The organism is Vibrio sp. 1F253 (genome assembly GCF_041439295.1).
Taxonomy (GTDB): domain Bacteria; phylum Pseudomonadota; class Gammaproteobacteria; order Enterobacterales; family Vibrionaceae; genus Vibrio; species Vibrio tasmaniensis_A.
This window is the reverse complement of sequence record NZ_JBGONU010000004.1, coordinates 111,177-132,209: the sequence shown is the minus strand read 5'-3', so window position 1 is coordinate 132,209 and position 21,033 is coordinate 111,177. Positions and strand designations below refer to the sequence as shown.

At 43.8% G+C, this 21,033-nt stretch carries 18 protein-coding genes and 1 pseudogene; 11 read left to right on the top strand and 8 right to left on the bottom strand.

Annotated elements, in window-relative coordinates; genetic code table 11:
- Positions 1-336 precede the first annotated feature (336 nt).
- Positions 337-1,929, top strand: coding sequence for a nitric oxide reductase transcriptional regulator NorR (norR, locus tag ACED28_RS03620; protein WP_371709303.1), 1,593 nt, complete (start codon positions 337-339; stop codon positions 1,927-1,929).
- 89 nt (positions 1,930-2,018) lie between these two features.
- Positions 2,019-2,378 carry a glutaredoxin family protein gene (locus ACED28_RS03615; protein WP_371709302.1) on the top strand — a complete coding sequence of 120 codons (360 nt, stop codon included), beginning with the start codon at positions 2,019-2,021 and terminating at the stop codon, positions 2,376-2,378.
- 108 nt (positions 2,379-2,486) lie between these two features.
- Here ACED28_RS03615 and ACED28_RS03610 read toward each other — a convergent pair whose 3' ends face one another.
- Positions 2,487-3,080, bottom strand: a complete 594-nt coding sequence (locus tag ACED28_RS03610) for an OmpA family protein (protein WP_032499738.1) — start codon at positions 3,078-3,080, stop codon at positions 2,487-2,489.
- Positions 3,081-3,351: 271 nt separating this feature from the next.
- Here ACED28_RS03610 and ACED28_RS03605 point away from each other — a divergent pair, with 271 nt between their 5' ends.
- From ACED28_RS03605 to ACED28_RS03580, 6 genes are all read left to right on the top strand, one after another.
- Positions 3,352-3,978, top strand: coding sequence for a thiol:disulfide interchange protein DsbA/DsbL (locus ACED28_RS03605; RefSeq protein WP_017097500.1), 627 nt, complete (start codon positions 3,352-3,354; stop codon positions 3,976-3,978).
- Positions 3,979-4,020: 42 nt separating this feature from the next.
- Positions 4,021-4,494, top strand: coding sequence for an FKBP-type peptidyl-prolyl cis-trans isomerase (locus ACED28_RS03600; RefSeq protein ID WP_012600489.1), 474 nt, complete (start codon positions 4,021-4,023; stop codon positions 4,492-4,494).
- A 162-nt stretch (positions 4,495-4,656) separates the two neighbouring features.
- Positions 4,657-5,247, top strand: coding sequence for a TetR/AcrR family transcriptional regulator (locus tag ACED28_RS03595; protein ID WP_009845490.1), 591 nt, complete (start codon positions 4,657-4,659; stop codon positions 5,245-5,247).
- A gap of 137 nt (positions 5,248-5,384) precedes the next feature.
- Entirely contained in the window at positions 5,385-6,416 is a 1,032-nt protein-coding gene (locus ACED28_RS03590; RefSeq protein WP_371709301.1) for an NADP-dependent oxidoreductase, read from the top strand.
- A 34-nt stretch (positions 6,417-6,450) separates the two neighbouring features.
- Entirely contained in the window at positions 6,451-7,071 is a 621-nt protein-coding gene (locus tag ACED28_RS03585) for a glutathione S-transferase family protein (RefSeq protein WP_009845492.1), read from the top strand.
- Positions 7,072-7,221: 150 nt separating this feature from the next.
- Positions 7,222-8,904 (top strand): RluA family pseudouridine synthase, encoded by a 1,683-nt coding sequence (locus ACED28_RS03580; RefSeq protein WP_371709300.1) that lies wholly within the window; start codon positions 7,222-7,224, stop codon positions 8,902-8,904.
- A gap of 80 nt (positions 8,905-8,984) precedes the next feature.
- On the opposite strand, the pseudogene ACED28_RS03575 reads toward ACED28_RS03580, so the two are convergent.
- Positions 8,985-9,366: pseudogene (locus tag ACED28_RS03575) on the bottom strand (DoxX family protein).
- 116 nt (positions 9,367-9,482) lie between these two features.
- Between ACED28_RS03575 and ACED28_RS03570 the strand changes: the two are divergent.
- Complete coding sequence (locus tag ACED28_RS03570) at positions 9,483-10,379, top strand: LysR family transcriptional regulator (RefSeq protein ID WP_009845496.1); 897 nt, start codon at positions 9,483-9,485, stop codon at positions 10,377-10,379.
- A gap of 51 nt (positions 10,380-10,430) precedes the next feature.
- Here ACED28_RS03570 and ACED28_RS03565 read toward each other — a convergent pair whose 3' ends face one another.
- The 3 genes from ACED28_RS03565 to ACED28_RS03555 form a co-directional block, all read right to left on the bottom strand.
- The gene (locus ACED28_RS03565) at positions 10,431-10,724 is read right to left on the bottom strand and encodes a YkgJ family cysteine cluster protein (RefSeq protein WP_012600484.1); all 294 of its coding nucleotides are present in this window, start codon (positions 10,722-10,724) and stop codon (positions 10,431-10,433) included.
- 174 nt (positions 10,725-10,898) lie between these two features.
- Entirely contained in the window at positions 10,899-12,083 is a 1,185-nt protein-coding gene (locus ACED28_RS03560) for a serine hydrolase (protein ID WP_371709299.1), read from the bottom strand.
- Positions 12,084-12,261: 178 nt separating this feature from the next.
- Positions 12,262-12,846, bottom strand: a complete 585-nt coding sequence (locus tag ACED28_RS03555) for a DUF4136 domain-containing protein (RefSeq protein ID WP_371709298.1) — start codon at positions 12,844-12,846, stop codon at positions 12,262-12,264.
- Between the two features lie 268 nt (positions 12,847-13,114).
- Here ACED28_RS03555 and ACED28_RS03550 point away from each other — a divergent pair, with 268 nt between their 5' ends.
- Positions 13,115-13,369: a YgjV family protein gene (locus tag ACED28_RS03550; RefSeq protein ID WP_009845500.1), complete on the top strand. Its 255-nt coding sequence runs from the start codon at positions 13,115-13,117 to the stop codon at positions 13,367-13,369.
- A gap of 90 nt (positions 13,370-13,459) precedes the next feature.
- Here the strand turns inward: ACED28_RS03550 and ACED28_RS03545 are convergent, their stop codons facing one another.
- Together ACED28_RS03545 and ACED28_RS03540 are read right to left on the bottom strand one after the other, a co-directional pair.
- Positions 13,460-14,923: a diguanylate cyclase domain-containing protein gene (locus ACED28_RS03545; RefSeq protein WP_371709325.1), complete on the bottom strand. Its 1,464-nt coding sequence runs from the start codon at positions 14,921-14,923 to the stop codon at positions 13,460-13,462.
- Between the two features lie 292 nt (positions 14,924-15,215).
- The gene (locus ACED28_RS03540; RefSeq protein ID WP_371709297.1) at positions 15,216-18,383 is read right to left on the bottom strand and encodes a chitinase C-terminal domain-containing protein; all 3,168 of its coding nucleotides are present in this window, start codon (positions 18,381-18,383) and stop codon (positions 15,216-15,218) included.
- A gap of 450 nt (positions 18,384-18,833) precedes the next feature.
- Here ACED28_RS03540 and ACED28_RS03535 point away from each other — a divergent pair, with 450 nt between their 5' ends.
- On the top strand, positions 18,834-20,420 hold the full coding sequence (locus ACED28_RS03535; protein WP_009845503.1) for a BCCT family transporter: 1,587 nt from the start codon (positions 18,834-18,836) through the stop codon (positions 20,418-20,420).
- A gap of 144 nt (positions 20,421-20,564) precedes the next feature.
- On the opposite strand, the gene ACED28_RS03530 is transcribed toward ACED28_RS03535, so the two are convergent.
- Positions 20,565-20,927: a RidA family protein gene (locus ACED28_RS03530; protein WP_135381529.1), complete on the bottom strand. Its 363-nt coding sequence runs from the start codon at positions 20,925-20,927 to the stop codon at positions 20,565-20,567.
- Positions 20,928-21,033 lie beyond the last annotated feature (106 nt).

The following is a 21,033-nucleotide window of genomic DNA, read 5'->3' as shown; positions in this document are numbered from 1 at the left end:
ACACTTAGTCTTTTGACCTTTCATGTCAAATTGACTAATTTTATTTAAAGATGACTTTATATTAATTCTTTCTCAATGAGCTCTTTGGCTACTATTTTTATGAGAATTACGTGGACTGATAAATTCGCATTAATTGATTCAAATCAATGATAGGTCAGATATTCAGTCATATAGACAACACGCAATGGACACATTGCACAAACGGTGCCAACATGCGAAAGCTTGTTGTGCCTAGCATCCCTTCAAAAAACCTCTTCAAACTTTAGTCAAAAAGACCTTTTTTTTATGTCATAAAGACTCTACCATGTATAAAAATACAAACAGTATGAGCCCTTTATGCAAGATATCTCAGCATCCACTCTCATGGAAATGACCATTGGTTTAGCCAGCGGTGTGAACGATCAAGACCGTTTTAATCGCCTAATCGATGCCATTCGTAAAACCATAACGTGTGATTGCGTCGCGCTTTTAAGCCTTCAAGGCGACACGCTAGTACCCATCGCAATGCAAGGGCTCAGTCGAGATACATTCGGTCGCCGCTTTATCATTTCAGAACACCCTCGTTTTGATGAGATTTGCGCATCACGTTCTCCAGTTCGTTTTGATGCGGATAGCTCATTGCCTGATCCTTTCGATGGCTTACTGATCGACCACGACGGCGATTTGCCTATGCATGCCTGTATGGGTTTGCCTCTTCTTTTTGGTGACAAATTGTTAGGGGTACTAACCCTCGACAGCCTAAAACCTGATGTCTTCGCGAATATTCCTGCTCGGAACCTAGAAGTTCTCGCTGCTATTGCTGCCTCTACGATGCAAATGGCGATGACTTTCTCGCAACTTGAACATCAAGCAAAACAGTCAAAGCAATTACTGGAAGAGCTGAATGTTGAAGCGTGGGAACGTGACGGCGGCGAATTGATTGGTAATAGTGACACCATGGTCGCGCTTAAAAACGATATCGCGGTTGTCGCACCCTCTGAATTTAATATTCTGATTCATGGTGATACAGGTGTTGGTAAAGAGCTCGTTGCTCGAACCCTGCATCACCAATCGCAGCGTAAACGTAACCCACTCGTCTATGTCAACTGTGCAGCTATTCCTGAGAACTTGGTAGAGAGTGAACTATTTGGTCACGTTCGTGGCGCGTTTACTGGTGCAGACAAAAACCGCTTAGGTAAGTTTGCTCTAGCCGATGGCGGCACGCTATTCTTAGATGAAATTGGTGAATTGCCTTTAGCAGCACAAAGTAAGCTATTGCGTGCACTGCAAAACAACGAAATCCAACCTGTAGGCCAAGACAACATTCAAACTATTGATGTTCGTGTTTTAGCTGCAACCAACCGAGACTTAAAGCAAGAAGTTGAAGACGGTCGATTCAGAGCCGATTTATACCACCGATTGAGTGTGTACCCTATCGCAGTGCCAGCTCTGAAAGACCGAGGTGACGACATCAGCTTGCTAGCAGGCTTCTTCCTAGAACAGGCACGTCGTAAACTTGGTATCAACCAAGTTAAATTCCGCTCTGATGTACTGGTATTTTTAAACCGTTACGGTTGGCCAGGTAACGTACGTGAGCTTGAGCACGTGATTAGCCGCTCAGCACTAAAAGCATTAGCTCGTAGCACCAACAAAAACCTCGTGACAATCACTAAAGAAGATTGTGGCCCACTCGACCAAGATCAGCCTATAGCGACGACACAGGTAAAAAACACACCTTTATCAACACCAACGATCGACCTATCTGCAGGTTTACGTGGCGCTACCGATGATTTTCAACGCAGCATCATCACTGAGGTGTTGGAGGATGCCAACTTTAACTGGGCGCAAGCAGGGCGAGTTCTGAAAACAGACCGAGCAAACCTGACTCGACTGTCCAAACGTTTAGGGCTAAATGTGGCGAAGTCTCACACGATCGAACGGACAAAATAGATATTAGCGGTTTGTTGCGAGCATCTAACAAAACTTGTGTATATAATGCTGCAAATTGTAACGCTAATTTTAAATATGTAGAGAGAGTTATGAAGTTTATCCGTTGGTTTTTAGGTCGCGTCATCTTGTTGTTGAATTTTGTTTTCAGCCCACGCGGTGTGAAGCGTTCTCAAGAAGAACAAAGCAAAGTGAACGAGCAGGCAAAAACGCACACGTTGTGCCAATTCGAGGCATGTCCATTTTGTGTAAAAGTACGACGCTCGATGAAACGTCAGTCTGTTCAGTTTGAACTTCGTGATGCAAAAAACAACGAACAACACCGTGCAGAGCTTGAAGCTGGCGGCGGTCGTGTGAAAGTTCCTTGTCTACGTATCGAGAAAGACGGTAAAACTGAGTGGATGTACGAATCTTCAGATATCGTATCTTACTTAGAAAATCAGTTCGCATAAGCGGAAAAAGCAACACAAGCTAAATACAAAAAATCCCTCTTCATGAGGGATTTTTTTATGTCTGTAATCGATACGCTCTTTCGATTCAAAGAATCAAGCTTCTCGCATCTATTTCGCCACAATCAGCATCAACTCTACACGGCGGTTACAGGCTTTACCTTGTACTGAAGCGTTGTTACACGCGGGAACGTACTCACCGAAACCGCGGGTGTAAATAGCACGACTCGAAACATAGTTACTTTCTAAGCGAGCTTTCACTTCTTTTGCGCGCTGTTCAGAGAGCGGATCATTAACACGATCACTGCCTGTATTATCCGTGTGCCCTTCAATGACGACATCAATGTCTTGGCGTCGAGAAAGATAGCTGCCTAACGTGTCCAACCAATTGTTGTAAGCGGGTTCAGGAGATGTCGAACCTGTTTTAAAGTTCACATGCTGTACAAGCTTTACCATCACATGGTTGCCAGGTAAAACTTCAAAATCGATACGGTTTTGTCTTAAAAAGACTTCCAGTGGATCATTGGTCGAAACGCCACGTCCGTAGTTAGTGGTAATAGTTCCTTGCTGATGAGTGGTTTGAACCACCCCCCATTCAGGGTACATAATGTCGTAATCAGTTTTCGGTGCAGTTTGTAACATATCCTCACCGAATAACCCCGTTGGTAACGTAGTTTCGCACCCAGCCAAAGCTATGCTTAACATTATCGCTAAATATCTCATTACTTCACCAACCACTTATGCAGATAAACCATTCACTAATGTCTATATCGGCACTGAGAGAAAAACTTTAGACAAAAACTTTATACGAAAAGAAAGCACGTCCCAAAAAAGTGTTTTTGATCACAGTTAACCGTCAACTCGCCTGTCATCGCCCGCCCGTTCCAACTGTTTGCATTTATTTACCTTATAATTGTTTTCCAATTCGTACTAAATAGTTAGAATCTCACGACTTCTCAACGCTAGAGCAAACATTATGTTTAAACCATTTACTAAATTCATCACAGCACTTGCTGCCGTACTGATTATCGCGGGTTGTAGTGAAACAGACGAGCCACAGAAAGGCGTTCAATACGAAGCGCTGCCTACTGCTCTAACTGAATTTAACCTGTCTCCGATCACTGAAATCTTCTCTCTAAATTGTGGTCACTGCCGTCAAATGGAAAGTGCAATTCCAGAGATCGAATCTCTAACAGACCAAACTATTGGCAAGATGCACGTTACGTTCAATGAAAGTGCTCAAATCAGCGCAATGATCTACTACACAGCAGTAATGCAACTTGATGCGACACCTGACCACGCGTTCATGGACGACCTATTTGCTGCGGTTCAAATGGGTGCAGATGCGACTCCTGAACAACGTCAACAAGCTCTAGAGACTGCGTTCACTTCTCGTGGTCTGGTTAGCCCATACCAACTGAACAAAGAACAGCAAGTCGCTCTATTTGACTACGTAAAGAAAGCTGAAGAGATCTCAGTAAAAGGTCAAATCAACTCAGTACCAACATTTATCATCAACGGTAAATACCAAGTACTCACAGCAGGTCACCAAGATGTTCAAGGTATCGCAAAAACGATCAACTACCTTTTGACTCAGCCTTAACGGCTTTTCTCTATAAAAAATCAACAATAAATAGGTTTTACTATGTCTAAATTTATCATCCCGGTCATTGTCTTTATTTTGGCTGGCTTCATGATCTACCGCACTTGGATGAACCATAAATCTGGCGAAGAAAATATCGAACAAGGCCAACAATTCCTTATCGAAAACGGCGCTAAAGAAGGGGTTGTTACGACTGAAAGTGGTCTTCAATACCTAGTTCTTGAAGAAGGTACTGGTACAGAGCACCCAACTAAGAACAGCAAAGTAACGGTTCATTACCACGGTACACTTATCGACGGCACTGTTTTCGACAGCTCTGTTGATCGTGGTGAGCCAATCTCATTTGCTCTTAAACAAGTGATAAAAGGCTGGCAAGAAGGTTTGACTTACATGGTCGAAGGCCAAAAAGTTCGCCTGTTTATCCCAAGCCAATTGGCTTACGGTAAAGGTGGTTCAGGCCCTATCCCACCATCAGCAACTTTGATTTTTGATGTTGAGTTAATCTCTATCAAATAATTGAAGAGACTGATTTAAGCCCTAACATACGAGCTATATTGGGGCTTTTTTATATGTGAACGTTTGAATAATTGAATAGTTGAAGCCACTTTTGTAACGACGGAATATACCTCAAAAAGCCGAAGACTAGACGACTGGTCTAATTTAACTTATAGTAAGCCCATGAACGATAAAACGAACGACACACGCCTGCATGTTTTAGATGTTGGCTACCAATTAATAGTGAACAACGGCTTTAACGGCGTTGGCTTATCGCAATTGCTTAAAGAAGCGGATGTTCCAAAAGGATCGTTTTACCACTACTTTAAATCTAAAGAGCAATTTGGCGAGGCTCTGATCCAGCACTATTTTGAGACCTACATCAGCAGAGTTGAAACTATTTTGGTTCATGGTGAAGGCAACCATTACCAGAGAATTATCAGTTATTTCACTCGATGGTCACAGATTGAAAACGGTACTTGTAACGCTCATAAATGCTTAGTCGTTAAGCTCAGCGCCGAAGTTTCTGATCTTTCTGATCCTATGCGCCAAGCGCTATTGAAAGGTGCTGAGAAAGTGACGCATACCATCGAGCAGTGCATTGTCGGTGGTATTGATGATGGCTCGATAAAGGTTGAAGAGAGCCAAGAAACCGCTCAAAATCTATATTCTATGTGGTTAGGCGCAAGCTTATTAAGCAAACTAAGCCAGAGTTCACGTAGCTTAGAATCAGCTTTAAACCTAACCCAACAGATTTTAAAAGGTAAAAACTAACCACGTACTGTGTTTAGTCTTTACTAACGACAGATAACCCGCCCTCTTATCATTTGATGACGGCGGGATTTTTAGACAACAAGACTAGACGACTGGTCTAATTATAAATAAACATAATATAAAATTAAAGATACCCAATGACTCAACAAGACAACCGCCGCATCGTATTGGCTTCTCGCCCAGTAGGCGCACCGACTCAAGATAACTTCCGTTTGGAGACAGTAGCCGCACCAACAATTAAAGACGGCGAGATGTTACTTCGCTCAGTTTACCTTTCTCTAGACCCGTACATGCGTGGCCGAATGAGCGATGCTAAATCTTACGCAGACCCTGTTGCGATTGATGAAGTGATGGTCGGTGCAACCGTGTGTCAGGTTGAAGAGTCAAACAATAGCGATTTTGAAGTTGGCGAATGGGTACTGGCTTACACCGGTTGGCAAGATCTTGGTGTGTCTGATGGTGAAGGCCTAATCAAACTAGGTAAAGAGCCAACACACCCTTCTTACGCACTAGGCATCATGGGTATGCCAGGCTTTACTGCGTACATGGGCTTACTTGATATCGGCCAACCTAAAGAAGGCGACACTCTAGTCGTTGCGGCTGCAACAGGTGCAGTAGACGCAACCGTTGGCCAAATCGGAAAATTAAAAGGCTGTCGTGTCATTGGCGTTGCTGGTGGTCAAGAGAAATGTCAGTACGCGAAAGAAGTGCTTGGTTTTGATGAATGTATCGACCACAAAGCCGACGACTTCGCGGAGCAACTGGCTAAAGCATGTAGCAACGGCATCGACGTTTATTTTGAAAACGTTGGCGGCAAGGTGTTCGATGCGGTAATGCCGTTGCTTAACACTGGTGCTCGCATTCCTGTTTGTGGCCTTATTTCACAATACAATGCGACATCACTTCCTGAAGGCCCAGATCGCATGTCTAGCCTTATGGGCACTCTTTTGGTCAAGCGTATTAAGATGCAAGGTTTCATTATCTTTGATGATTACGCACACCGTTACAATGAGTTTGCTGTTCAAATGACAGAATGGTTGTCTCAAGGCAAGATGCATTACCGTGAGCACCTAGTTGAAGGCCTAGACGAGGCGCCACAAGCATTCATGGGTCTATTGGAAGGCCAAAACTTCGGTAAGCTTGTTATCAAAACAAACGAAGCTAAATAAATTCAAAAACTGAACCAGTTAACTAGGTAAAATCATGATTACTTTGCATCACCTAAACAAATCTCGCTCAAAACGCATCATCTGGCTATTGGAAGAGCTTGGAGTAGATTACCAAATCAAACCATACCAACGAGACAGTGTAACGTTTCTAGCGCCACCAGAATTGAAGGCCGTTCATCCTCTTGGTAAATCTCCGGTTATTGAAGACGATGGCGTCGTGATCAGCGAATCTGGTGCTATCACCGAGTACCTAATCGACAAATACGGTCAAGGTAAGTTCGCACCAGTGCGCGGCACCGCTGACTACGTGGAATACTCACAGTGGCTTCACTTCGCTGAAAGCTCTGGTATTCTGCCAATGCTACTTAAAATCTTTGTGATGAAAGACGGTTGCGAGACTAATTTCCTTGGCGGCTACGCTGATGATGAAAACCAAAAGATCCTAACCTTTGTCAACGAAGCGCTTGAAGGTAAAACTTACCTTGTTGCTGATACTCTGACGGGTGCCGATTTCATGATGTCGTTCATCGTAGAAATCGTGGGTAACTTCGGTGCCACTGCGCTCTACCCTAACATTGCTAAATACGGTGATCTTTTAACGAGCCACCCTGCTTACCAAAAAGCCGAGCAACTAGAGCTAGAACACTCGAACTGATCGAGTTTCAATCAAGCTCTGCGCGCTTAGGATAAGCACAAGCAACTAAATGAAGCCAAAGCCGATTTATCTTTCGCTTTGGCTTCTCATTTGCCTTCATTTCGACAACAATACCGAACTCTAACTGAACAGCCATAGAGTTTGATCTTCATGTCAGCAAACCTTGCTCAATACACACCACTGCACCTAAAAAACGACAATACGAATGTAGACTTACCGCTACCGACTCACTTTACGTTTCCGTACTACTACACACCGCATCCAACGTGTGAGCTTGCCATGCAGCAACTTCAGCAGTCATTGCTCGACTGCGGTGTGAATGAAACATCGCAAGGCAACCTCTATGCAGTGCTTCTTGTTCAGGATCCGACAACTCAAGAGCTAGGCTACCTTTCTGCATTTTCAGGTTTGCAGTTAGATTCTTCACTCTCCTCTCAGCTAACAAGTATCGCCTTTGTTCCTTCTGCTTTTGATGGGCAACAGTTTCAAGTCCAAAACACGCAAGGCTTAGTCAAGCAAGCAACCTTGATTAATGACATTACGAACCTAGAACAAACTCATAACCTAGATGATTTGACGTCAAGCCTAAATGAACTCAAAAACGATGCGAGTAAAGCAGTTGAAGCATTTCAGATCGCAATGGCTGCCAACAAGGCTGAGCGTACGGTTCTAAGAGAAAAAGCCAATCAAGAGAAAGCGTTGGGGAATCTTGATTCAGCCGCTGACCTGCTTAAACAGTTAGGCAATCAAAGCAGCCAAGAGAAGCGCGACCTAAAAGCGCTCCGTATCGAGTGGAAACAAAAGATCGCAGAACGCCAGTCGCAAGTTGATGCTATCGAAAGCGAACTCACGAGCCGCAAGCAAGAGTACCAAGCGATCTCAGCCGAATTAGAAGCGCAACGGTTGTCTCATTATCGCTTTAACAACCAAGCTCTCGAATCAAAGAACCTGCTTGAATTGTTAGATGGCAAAGACGCTCTTGAAGGCTCTGGCGACTGCTGCCTACCTAAGCTGCTTAATTTTGCTTTTGAACACGGCTTTCAGCCATTAGCATTGTCTGAGTTTTGGTGGGGATTGCCTCCAACGGCTGTCATTCGCCAGCACGCAAACCTGTACCCGGTTTGCCAAAGCAAAAGCTTCGAGATCCTCGACCACCAGCTAAACGGCATCGAATTAGAAGATAACCCTCTTATCGTGAACCCTGCGGTTGGTAAGTCGTTTGATATTGTCTATGAAGATGACGAGATCGTGGTGGTGAATAAACCCGAGGAGTTCTTATCGGTTCCTGGTAAGTTTATCGAGGACTCTGTTTATACCCGCATTAAAGCGCGCTACCCCGACGCAACAGGCCCTTTGATTATCCATCGATTGGACATGTCGACGTCAGGCTTATTGATCTTGGCGCTGACCGCAGAGTCCAATAAACACATCCAGAAGCAGTTCATTGATAGAACCGTAGAGAAACGATATACAGCTCTGTTAGATGGTGAAATCGACGGCAAATCTGGCGATATCAGCTTGCCCTTGCGCGGCGACATAACAGACAGACCAAGACAATTGGTTTGCCATGAACATGGACGTAATGCTGAAACTCATTGGGAAGCGGTCAGCACCAACAATGGCAAAACCAAGGTTCACTTGTACCCTAAAACAGGACGAACCCACCAGCTGCGCGTACACTGTGCTCACCCGTCAGGCCTTGGTGTACCGATTCGTGGTGACGACTTATACGGATACAAACGTGAGCGTTTACACCTTCACGCTGGCTACTTAAAACTGATTCACCCAACAACCGGTGAATGGCTCGAGTTTGAAGTGCCTTCTGAGTTCTAAACCGTTTCCATTTGGTAGGGCTTCGTGCCCTACTCTTATTTCCTTTGCCTCTCATAGCTATCGCTACATGTCGAATAAACTTAGTACGATGCAATGACCAAGAAGCCAGAACCCAACAGAGTAACCATCGCGGGAATACCATCCTTCCACGTATCGAATCTCAAATGAAAGTAAATCGCCCCTAGTGAAGTACTCGCTAATATCAAACCTCCCATCAGTTGCGTATGTTCAGGTGCTAAACCAACCAAAGCACAGAGCAACAATACAGCTCCAGTAAACTCAACCATGCCAACTAGAAACATGATGACGCGATTTAATCCATAGCTTTTAAAAAAGCCAAGCTGGATTTCAAACACTTTCTTTTGCCAAAGCAATTGTCTTGATTGAACTCGCCAATAAAAAGAACACCACTAGTAATACACTCACTACTGTACTCATGTTGCCACCTTTCTTAAGAATCATTAACGTAGTGGAATCATTTAACCATTCATAAATAGAACGATAAATGCTAGTTTTATGATAGTTAGGATTCCAATTTGGAATGATTGGGTTTAGGTACAAGATATAGGACAACTAGAATGGATAAAATTGAGTGTATTCGTATCTTCGTGGAAACTGCGCAGCTGAACAGTTTTACTGCTACTGCCAATAAACTCGACGTGACACAAAGTGCCGTAAGTAAAAAGATTGCGTGGTTAGAAAGTGATTTAGGAATGACGCTGTTTCAGCGAAACAGTCGCAAAATATCCCTAACCCATGCAGGCAAAGACTACCTGACTTATTGCTCCCGTTTACTCGAAGAGATGTCTACCATAGAAAGTAGGCTCAAGCGTGAAACAGAATCCGTGGAAGGTGAGCTTAAGATATCTGCGCCAAGTGCTTTTTCATCGATGTTACTCAGTGAGCCGCTTCAAGCTTTCATTGAACAGCACCCAGGTATCCGCATTAACCTCAGCATCGATGACCGCATCGTCAACCTTAATGAACACAATATTGATGTTGCCATCCGCGCGTCACAACTCAAAGACTCAGGGCTAAAAGCACGCTTCTTGTTTAACAACAAAGTTCACTACTTCGCATCACCAGATTATCTAGAAAAACAAGGGATTCCTCTGTATCCACAAGATTTGAGCGAACACCAATGCTTAACCTACTCCCTGATGAGCCCTGCGAATGAATGGCGTTTTACCGACAAGAGCGACAAAACTAATACCATTAAAGTAAATCAAATATTCACTTCAGATAGCCCAGATATGCTACTTAAAATGGCTCGACAAGGTTTAGGTATTGTTGCTTTACCGGATTGGATGGGCAAAGAGTATGTTGAGAAAGGAGAACTAAAAAGGTTATTGGAAGATTGGAGTAATAACCAGCTACCAATGTACGTGGTGTATCATGCGAGCGATTATTTGCCCCAAAGAATCCGAGTGTTTATCGATTTTCTTGCGAAGTATTTGAGCGCAAGGAATAGTTAAAGCTCTAAGAACAGTTAGAGCTCAACTAACATCGATAGCTAAGATAAAGTCTTAACCCATTACATCTTTGCGCTGATCAACACATTCAAAAGAGGCCATTTCGAATTCACGACAGATCCAAGGTCGGTTTTCGTAAATAGTACACATCAGTGTTTCTCTATCTACAGCAGAACACCAACCGTCGTCGAGCCGCAACATCGTTTCGCCGCCCCATTCATCATAAGCGATATGCTCTTCAGGTACGCCTGTATCTGTGATGATCATAACCTCTAAACGGCAACAGCATGCCTGACAATTAGCACATGTTACTTCGGGTTCGGTTACGTTCTTTATCTCAATCGTCATAAGTGACTACGCTGCTAAATTTTGCGTATAGTAATCGAAACCGACCGCTACGGCTAATAAAGATAGTGCGGCACGTTGTTTTCGTTGATGTAGAAAAAAAATAGGCGCTGTGATTTACTCACAACGCCCATACTATTTAGGTTTTCCATCGTGACTTATCGTCACTATCTCGATTTAGAACAGACTAGCAAAAAATAGCTTTACGTAGTCCATCAAGCGTTTGAACAAGCCGGCCTGCTCTACCGCTTCCAACGCGATCAAAGGTTGAGTTTGAACATCTTCACCATCAACGGTGTAATGAACAACGCCTATGGTTTGGCCTTCTGAAATCGGGGCTTTCAGTTCAGATATTAGTTCAATCGATGCCGTTAACTTTTTACTGTCTGACTTAGGCAGCGTAATAAACGTATCTTCTGCAACGCCTAGCTTCAACGTATCTTGGGCACCAAACCACACCTTCTCTTCAGCGACTTCGTCACCGCCTTGATGAGGATTTAACGTATCGAAGAAACGAAAACCATAGCTCAACAATTGTTTGCTGTCTGACTCACGGCTCTTAACGCTTGATGCGCCCATCACAACCGCAATAAGTCTCATCTCACCTTGTGTCGCCGAACTCGCTAAACTGTAGCCTGCACCAGAGGTGTAGCCTGTTTTCATGCCATCGACCGTCAAGCTTCTATCACGTAATAAGCCATTGCGGTTGTGTTGTGTAATCTTGTTGTAGCTAAACGAGCGTTCGCTGTATAAACCATACACATCCGGTAAATCGCGAATAATTGCACGGCCTAATAGAGCTATATCATAAGGCGTTGAATAGAGATCGTCCGCATCTAAGCCATGTGCATTCGCAAAATGGGTATTTTCCAGTTTTAGCGAAGCCGCCCAAGAGTTCATCAAGTCAACAAATGCATCTTGTGAACCTGCAACATGTTCAGCAATCGCAACACTCGCATCGTTCCCTGATTGAATAATCAAGCCGCGGTAAAGATCCATCATCGCGACATCAGTGTTCACTTCGATGAACATTTTTGAAGAATCAGGGAAGTTTTTCGCCCATGCGTTTTCGCTAATTCGCACCTGATCATCCGCAGAGATGTTACCTCGTTTCATCTCTTGTCCAGCCACATAACTGGTCATAAGCTTGGTTAAACTCGCTGGGTTCAACTTAGTGTGTGCGTTTTTTTCTACCAGCACATCACCAGAGTTAAAATCAATTAACACATACCCTTTTGCGCCTAGGCTAGGTGGGCTTGGTACTATAGAAGGTGCCGCGACAGCAGTATTTGCTACAATCGCTGCGTTACTTACAATGAACATACTTAATAGAGGGAGAGAGTATTTTGAGAACCGTTTCATTGAATCAAACCTAAGTTAACGTTTTGTTCAGTATAGACAAATGCTAGCAAAAGAAGCGCGAACTTTACGTTGCTTTACGTATTTGTACGGTTCGTTACAAATAAAAAAGTATAATCTGCGACCTGTCCGTTTTTTACACAAGAACGATTGACTCAATGAATACATTCAACACTTCGCTTTACCTCTCGGGCATACGTCTAAATAACATTTCAACAAAGCCCATAACCCGCTGTTTGCTTTCGCTCGGCTCTAAATCAGGTTGGATACCAGACTGCGCCAGTGCTTGCCACTGAATAACTTCTGAATTAGGAACAAAAAAAGCAATATACAAAGACCCTTTCTCGCTTACCTTTCCATCATCACTATAAAATGGCACACCTGTAGATAGCTGAATCGCATCAAAGATCGATTCATCGTTCAGTTCAGATTCTTCAGCTAATCCAAAACCCACTACGACATCACCAGCCCCGGATTTCAACTGATAACCTTTCAATGAAAGTTGTTCTTTAATCGCTTCGCGTACAAGATCAGTGACGACCGTCTTGTCATATTTTTCAGAAAGGTACACTTGCTCTGATTCGGGATGCCATGAGTACGTGACTACCTCATGTTTCATGAAATCAAAGTCACCACTGGTCACCACGCCATAATTGTGAGTTGGAGTCGTTTCATTGGTTGTACACGCTGTCAGTCCAATCGCTATCAAAGCCAACAACACGACTTTATTTACGCCTTTTGTTGCACATATGAATCGTTTTATCATGCGCGGCTTCCTTTCCTATACAAGAATAATTATCAATTTGACCTTCAACATAAACAGTAATTATATTAATAGAAAGATCATTAAACGTTTGCGTAATCGCTAACCTTCACTTCTACTCATTTTGGGGGTTTAACCACAGAAATAGACTCGGTATAGTAAACTTAGTTAAACATAACCAAACCATTCGGGGCACGGAGCTTCCTCAATCATCTCATGAAGAGAAGAATTGGTACCGATAAAGCATCGGCAAATTTAAGAGGGTCACACAATGGAATTCAATATGGTTGAAATTTTAGGTTACGCGGCATCTATTATGGTCGCAATTTCATTAACAATGAAAGATATCGTGCGTCTGCGTGTCCTTAACTTTGTTGGCTGTACTCTATTCACAGCATACGGCGTTATGATTGATGCATGGCCAGTGGTTGCAACCAACGGTTTCATCGCTTGTGTGAACATCTACTTCCTTGCAAAAATGCAAAAGGAAAAAAAAAATGAAGCGATGAAAGCAGCAAAAGCTTAGATTAACGGCTAGCACTTTCAAACAATTCTAAAAAAGCCCAAATAGAACGTTCTATTTGGGCTTTTTCATGCTTATCAGTTTTAGAAAACTTCAATGACAGACAATACGATATTGACTCTCTCTGTATACCTGTGTGTTATTGCGTCCATTCTTTTTCGCTTGATAAAGTGCTTTGTCAGCTTGGTCTCTCGTGCCTTCTATGTGGAACAGTGCATTTGCATAGCGACACCCAACACTGACCGTTACAGGTAACACTAACCCCTCAATTTTTTCGACGCTACGCCTAAGCTCTTCCGACAACTCGTACAATTGATATTCATTGCAATCAAAAGTCACAAAGATAAATTCCTCACCGCCATAGCGAGCAATTAGACGATTTTCATTTGCAAATTGCTTCAATACTTTTGCAACGGCACAGATCACTCTATCGCCTTCATTATGCCCGTGTAGATCGTTTACCGATTTAAAATGGTCAATATCTAGAAGAATGATACCAACACCTTTTAACGGATAAGGCGAACACTCTAAAATTCTCACCTTAACCTGAGAAATAAAGTCCCGCCGATTACTCAACCCCGTAAGATAATCTAAGCTAGCTACATCTAAGATCTTTAAATGACGGTGCCGCAGGTAAAGCACCAAAACGGCGATGATGCTAAGCAAACTTATAACCAAGGTCATCAAACTAACTAGCAATAAACTGTGGTTCTTATTGAGCTCTTGCTCCAAAACTCCAGCAGAAATGATCCAATTCAGATATGGGTAGAACTTATAGAAAATGTTTTTGTTTGTCGTACCGTTGTCATCTGAAATTGAGTAACTAAAATGCCCTTCAGGCTCAGCAACGACCTTATCGATGAGCAACTCTGATGAATAACCAATTAAGGCTTTCAAGTGTTCGTGTTCAAAATTGGGTCGGAGGACTAGCTCGCCTTGCAAATCAACAATATATACATAACCACTATCGCCATATGAATATTTTCTTAGTTTATCTTTAAGCGCTTCGAGATCGACCAAGTACATGAGTTCATCTTTATAAGTGGTCGCCACCAATGTATTACCACTCGGTAGCCTCACTGAATACGCGACCTTCGCACGCTTGCCGACTTCATGTGGATTAGCATGAGAATACTGAGTCATTCCAGACTTTGAGGTCAGTTGCGTTTGAATATGGGTTAAATGCGCGCGATTTTGCCCTTGTAAAAACGGATGATACAGGTGGACACCTTGTGGTGACATCAAATAGATATAACCTGACTCTCCAATCACCAATTCGTTAGCAATTCGGATGACTTCTTTAACTTCTTGTTCTGGAGTGACACCTAGTGTGTGAGAAGCGACAGTATCAGTCACACCTTTGAGATAGGTTTTAATAGCTTCGTTAACGGTAGTATCTACGATGTCGTAGCTTGCGTTTACAATAGTACGGAAGAAGAATTGATTAGACTCTAAAAGTGATTCTTTGGTTCGGTTAAATTGAATAGCAGAGAGGACCAAAGATACGAGGGCCAACACGATGGAAAAGTTGAGGATATACTTACGTCTTACTTTCAAAATCACCTCATAGCTTTTAAATTTTAGGTAACGCTATTGTTTTTATAAGTAGATTGTTTTATATCACATCTATCGATTTTACTGAACGATAGTCGATATTAATAGCGCTCTTCATGTGCAATCTGTGACTTATAGCAAAAACGCCGAACTGGATTCAGTTCGGCGTTTTGATTTTACGTTTAAATTGATAACTTAATTTATACTAAAGCCCTGATAAATCGACTTAAAAGCATTCGCATTTATTACCTATTACTACGCTCTATTGTCTATAAATACATTGCTTAGCATTAAATTAAGAGCACACTTTGGTCCAACTGCCGTCACTTCCCGGCTCGGCACTTGTCCACCAGTTTGCTTGGTAAACACTACCGTTATGAACCACTTGGTCGCCCGTGTTTGCGTGGCTTGGGTTACCCGCCCAATCTTTCTGAGGTAAGTCGGGATATACAGCTAAACCCGCAGTATCGCATGTACCTGGGTTGGTACCGCCATCACCAGGATTACCGCCACCAGTACTGATATCACCCAGTGGTAGATCCGGCTGCTCAAAGCTAAATGCATAATCGACACTATTCACATTCACTGTATAGTTTGCAGGGCCAGAAATTGGCAAGTAATAAACCATATCGAGTTCATACACACCACCAGCAGGAAGCTCTTTCCATGCAGGTAATGCAAACGCTACTCTGTGCATCGGACCATCTAGACCACCAATATTATTGGTACGAGTGTGACCAGAAGCAATCACAGACAAACCACCGCCCGATTGATCTTTTGCGTTATCAGGTGCAGACACTGGGATATCGAACTGGAACTCAGTACCACCAGGAAGCGCTTGACCTGTATTGTTTGTAAACGTGATCTTAGGGTTAATTGGATAGTTTTGGTCACCGACTTTGAAGCCACCTACAGAGACAGTAATATCTAATGCTTCCGTTGGGATAGCACCCGTTGCAACCTTGTTTCCATATGGAGTAGCTGACTTAAACTTATCGTAGATAGCTTTCGTCATAGTGTTACCCATGTGGAACTCACCGTTTCCGCTATTACACGCCTGTTCGGTTGTATCGATTGAAGTTCGGTTACCGTTCGCATCGAGTACGTAACAGTTGTAATCCCCTGCTAGTTCCCAGAACATGATGCCACCGATTTCTTTGTCGATAACGTAATCGGCTTTCACATCGATAGAATCTTTATCTTCCGTTGAAAGGAATACGCCCTTCTCTGCGTTCCACAACCAAGGAGCAACAGCCACGCTGTCATAGTTACGCGTGTAAGTCCCCATTAGAACATCTGAAGGATCGTTAACAGGATCAAGCTTGTAAGCTGCTGCATAAGAACCCCAAATGCCTTTCTCTAAGTTCTTCGCATGCCACATTGGGTTTGAACCTGCACCCATTTCGTTGCCTTTCGGATCAGTATCGTGCCACATGTTATCGATACCAATTGCGCCATGGCCACAGTTGTTCTTCTCGCCTTCACCAGTACCTGCTGAACATTCAGCTTGGTTTGGCAGTGCTGCTCGGCCCCAAAGACCATTCTCACCACCAGTTACACCTTGCCAACCACGTGTGTAGTAAGGCACACCGATGTTAATACGACCTGCTGGCATAGAACCACGGAAGTAGTGGTAGGCCCAATCCGTATTCAGGTAACCGATACCGCCGTAAGCCGCTGTGCCGTATACGTTCCACTGTGCTAACTCTGAATCTTTACCTGTATCAAACAACGCAGCGTTATGGCCTACGTGATCGTTCCACGCACCGTGAAGGTCATAAGACATGATATTTACGTAATCGAGATATTTGGTTACATCGAATGTTTCCATACCACGCAGTAGGTAACCCGAAGAAGGCGCCGCGATCGTTAACATGTAGTGATTGCCATCTTGCGCAGAGGCTGCGTCAAGCTTCTCACGCAACACTTTCATCAACACTTGGTAAGAAGCCCATAGGTATTGACGACGTGGTTCCATAAAGTCTTTATCGTACGGATTACCTGCGCCCGCCATTGACGTCGGGTATTCGTAATCGATATCTAGGCCATCGAACTGGTATTTACGAAGCATTTCAACCGCTGAAGTTGCGAATGTTTCGATACCTTGATGGTTAATAGAACCGTCAGCATTGGTCGTCATGGTATAGAAACCACCATCAGCCACTCGGCTACCATCAGTGGCGAAGTGGCCACCGGTCTCCGCCCAACCACCGATTGAGATTAAAGTCTTAACATCGTGTTTTTTCTTCGCTGTCGCTAATGCACCGAAGTGACCTTTGAAGCCTAATGCTGGGTCAACTTCCACGCCCGGCCACTCTTTACCAACCGCTGCGTTGTTCGGATCGTTCACATCACCCACGTTTACTTTGCCATCTGAGCCGATGCTCACGAAAGCGTAGTTAATGTGTGTGAGTTGTTCCCAAGGAATGTCATTTACTAGGTAAGCAGCTTGTGGGTCATCCCCTGCACGCCAGCTGGTGAAGTAACCAATGACACGACGTGGGTGATCCGCGCCCATTTTCTCACGGCCTTCATCATCGTAAATCGTACAATAAGGAACATCGACACCTTGAGTTTGATACAAGCCATCAGGTCGACAAGTGCTCACCGTTGGTACGCCATTCACCGTCAAAGAAGCCAGCGCTGAATCTGTCGTTGCGCCTTGATTGTCAGTCGCTTTTGCGTAAACCGCTAAAGAACCGGCTTGAGTGGTTGTGTAGTTAAGCGTGTATGGGCTTGTCGCAGCCGTTCCGACTAAAGAACCTGCCACATAAAAATCGACCTTATCAACCGTACCATCGCTGTCTGTTGCCGTTGCGGTAAGCGTTACCACACCACCAACATCAACCGAAGATGCAGAAAGCGCAACCGATACTGTCGGCGCTTCATTTCCAGGTGTAACTGAATCGACAGAAATAGAGACCGCGCTCACTAAGCTAGCCGCGCCTTCATTGTCTGTTGCAACAACCGAAACCTGATGGCTACCAGACGTTGCAGCCCAAGCCGCTTCGAAAGGTGCAGCTGTTACAACCGCTACTGAAGTTCCATCAATGAAGAATTCAACCGAGGTAACACTGCCGTCAGAATCTAGCGCCGTTGCACTCAACACCACGTTATCGCCTTCAGTGAACATGTCAGAGGCAGATGGAGTCGTTAACGAAGCCGTTGGTGCTTCATTTGGTGTACCTCCACCTCCATTGCCGCTACACACATCTAGCTTTTTCCACTGTGCGTAGTCACCTTCAAATTGACTTGGGTTGTTGTTCTGATTCCAGTAATTTGCTGAGTACGCGCTGCTGTCATGTGAAACTTGATCGCCGCCTGTGTAAACCGTGGCAGGATCCCACGCTTCTAACGTTGAGCAATCCACAGCCGCATAGCTATTGAAAGCCATTAAGCATGACGCAGTGAGAGTACTGAGTGTAAAAACCTTTTTGGCCACTCTTCCTTGATTTAGGTGCATGTTAGCAGTCCCTTAAGTTGTTGTTTTAAGATATTTAAAGTAAATGACACTTTTTTTGCCACTTAAATTCCTTCGAAAAACAACTGTAGGTAACAGTGCCAATTAAACACCTAAAATATTTACTATTTATAAAATGACTCGCATTAATTTGTTTATAGCATGCAATGATTCGACACTTATTTTGCACCAACAACTAATATTAATTTATTTCGGAAAGCTAAAAAAATAATGTCTCAAGAGTCAGAAATGTGATTTGAGTTTGAGAAAAATTCGTATCAAAACTAACCAAAAAGTAGGGAATTAGGGGCGATTTGAGATTATTTTATGAAATCGCCCACTTTTGGATAACAAATATGTTAGTATCAGCGGCTTTTTTGACGAGCCTCACATTTTTATCCGAATGTGGGAGAAATACATAGGCTTGAAAGAGCCAAATATAGCGAAGAAATAATGTCCAACTTGACGCAAGTCGCCAACGAAAACATCAACGCAGAATCTACTTCTATCGATTTCAATAGAGCTCAATCTTTGGGTGAAAAACTGGAACTCGGAAACCCAGTCTTTTGGCTGAGTGGCAGTTTCCTGACCCTCTTTGTCATCCTTGCTTTCACCAACACCTCCGTATTGTCCGAACTTGTCAACATCGGCTTTAGTTACTCAACTAAATGGTTCGGTGCTTTCTGGCAAGTCCTACTACTACTCAATTTCATTATCGGTTTAGTGCTTGCACTAAGTCGCACAGGCCATGTTCGTTTAGGGAAGCTTGCCCTACCAGAAATGACCACGTTTAAATGGATGTCTATCGTCCTATGTACACTCCTTGCGGGTGGTGGCGTGTTCTGGGCAGCTGCAGAGCCAATTGCTCACTTTGTTTCAGCTCCACCGCTGTATGGCAATGCAGACCCTCAAGCGATGGCATTCAATGCACTATCACAATCTTTCATGCACTGGGGTTTCCTTGCATGGGCTATCTTAGGTGGTCTCTCTTCGATTGTGCTTATGTACTTGCACTACGAAAAAGGCCTTCCTCTTAAGCCACGCACCCTGCTTTACCCAGTACTGGGCGACAAGGCAATCAACAGTTGGATTGGTAACGTCGTTGATGCGTGCAGCATTGTGGCAGTAGCCGCAGGTACAATCGGCCCTATCGGCTTCCTTGGCCTACAGATCAGCTATGCGTTGAGCGAGCTGTTTGGAATTTCTGACAGCTTTGCTACCCAAAGCGTCGTTATTCTATTCGCTATTGCAATGTATACGCTGTCGGCATTAAGTGGTCTAAGTAAAGGTATCCAACTGGTAAGCCGTTACAACATCATCTTATCGGTGTGCCTAATCGTTTACATTCTCCTTGTTGGCCCAACCAGCTTTATCATTGATGGTTACCTACAAGGCATCGGTGAAATGGTCGACAATTTCATTCCAATGGCACTGTACCGCCAAGATACTGCTTGGCTAGGCGGCTGGACAGTATTCTTCTGGGGTTGGTTCTTAGGTTACGGCCCAATGATGGCGATCTTCATTGCTCGCATCTCACGTGGCCGAACTATTCGCCAAATGATCGTTTCTATCAGCATCGTTGCACCGCTTGTGACTTGTTTTTGGTTCAGCATTGTTGGTGGTAGTGGCTTAGCGTTTGAATTAGAGAACCCAGGCGTAATATCTAGCGCATTCGAAGGTTTCAACCTTCCTGCTGTACTACTGGCTATTACTTCGCAACTACCATTCCCGACTCTGATTGCAATCCTGTTCCTTATCCTGACGACCACGTTCATCGTGACCACAGGTGACTCAATGACCTACACCATCAGTGTAGTAATGACTGGTACAACAGAACCTAACTCAGCAGTTAGAACATTCTGGGGCGTCATTATGGGGGCAGTGGCTATCGCGCTTATCTCAATGGGCTCTGGCGGCATCTCAGCTCTGCAGTCGTTCATTGTGATCACTGCCGTTCCTGTTTCGTTTATCTTGCTGCCATGTCTATGGCATGCTCCGAAGATTGCAAAGCAGATGGCAAGAGATCAAGGCCTCGCTTAATACCTAATCCGATTTAGTTTCGGATAGCGTAGAACACTAAAAAGCCACTCAAGTGATTCACCTGAGTGGCTTTGTTTTATCTGTTCGCTGTCGACTCTATTAATGGTTCTGTCTACTAACGCTTGTATCTACCGATATTTCGGCTTATTGAAACTTTTCACCAGCAGCAACCATGAATGACATCTCAACCAATAGTTCAGGGTTAGCGAGTTCTGCTTTCACGCACGCACGGCTTGGCGCGCAGCCTTCAGGGAACCACGCTTCCCACACTTCATTGAGTGCATCAAAGTTAGCGAAATCCGTTAGGTAAATAGTCACTGACAATACACGAGATTTATCGCTGTCTACCAAACTCATCATTTCTTCAGCTTGTTCGAAGATTTGCTGAACCTGATTCTTAATTCCTGCCGTTGTATCCGTCTCTGGTACTTCAACAAAGCTTGCAATACCGTTAAACACAGTCACATCAGACCAACGCTTGGTCGGATTAATTCTATGAATTTTCACAGGTTATACTCTTCTTATAATTAGGGTGCACATCAGCGTAATCTAATCCAAATTCCTAACATTGAAAACAAAAATTAGAAAGCTCGTAGTACCTGCTAAACAGCAC

Bases quoted from the DNA above. Each gene is read 5' to 3' on its own strand.
- ACED28_RS03605 (WP_017097500.1), top strand. From the start codon at position 3,352: ATGTTTAAACCATTTACTAAATTCATCACAGCACTTGCTGCCGTACTG.
- ACED28_RS03570 (WP_009845496.1), top strand. From the start codon at position 9,483: ATGGATAAAATTGAGTGTATTCGTATCTTCGTGGAAACTGCGCAGCTG.
- ACED28_RS03550 (WP_009845500.1), top strand. From the start codon at position 13,115: ATGGAATTCAATATGGTTGAAATTTTAGGTTACGCGGCATCTATTATG.
- ACED28_RS03555 (WP_371709298.1), bottom strand. From the start codon at position 12,846: ATGATAAAACGATTCATATGTGCAACAAAAGGCGTAAATAAAGTCGTG.
- ACED28_RS03565 (WP_012600484.1), bottom strand. From the start codon at position 10,724: ATGACGATTGAGATAAAGAACGTAACCGAACCCGAAGTAACATGTGCT.
- ACED28_RS03585 (WP_009845492.1), top strand. From the start codon at position 6,451: ATGATTACTTTGCATCACCTAAACAAATCTCGCTCAAAACGCATCATC.
- norR (WP_371709303.1), top strand. From the start codon at position 337: ATGCAAGATATCTCAGCATCCACTCTCATGGAAATGACCATTGGTTTA.
- ACED28_RS03610 (WP_032499738.1), bottom strand. From the start codon at position 3,080: ATGTTAAGCATAGCTTTGGCTGGGTGCGAAACTACGTTACCAACGGGG.
- ACED28_RS03540 (WP_371709297.1), bottom strand. From the start codon at position 18,383: ATGCACCTAAATCAAGGAAGAGTGGCCAAAAAGGTTTTTACACTCAGT.
- ACED28_RS03615 (WP_371709302.1), top strand. From the start codon at position 2,019: ATGAAGTTTATCCGTTGGTTTTTAGGTCGCGTCATCTTGTTGTTGAAT.
- ACED28_RS03600 (WP_012600489.1), top strand. From the start codon at position 4,021: ATGTCTAAATTTATCATCCCGGTCATTGTCTTTATTTTGGCTGGCTTC.
- ACED28_RS03560 (WP_371709299.1), bottom strand. From the start codon at position 12,083: ATGAAACGGTTCTCAAAATACTCTCTCCCTCTATTAAGTATGTTCATT.
- ACED28_RS03595 (WP_009845490.1), top strand. From the start codon at position 4,657: ATGAACGATAAAACGAACGACACACGCCTGCATGTTTTAGATGTTGGC.
- ACED28_RS03580 (WP_371709300.1), top strand. From the start codon at position 7,222: ATGTCAGCAAACCTTGCTCAATACACACCACTGCACCTAAAAAACGAC.
- ACED28_RS03590 (WP_371709301.1), top strand. From the start codon at position 5,385: ATGACTCAACAAGACAACCGCCGCATCGTATTGGCTTCTCGCCCAGTA.
- ACED28_RS03535 (WP_009845503.1), top strand. From the start codon at position 18,834: ATGTCCAACTTGACGCAAGTCGCCAACGAAAACATCAACGCAGAATCT.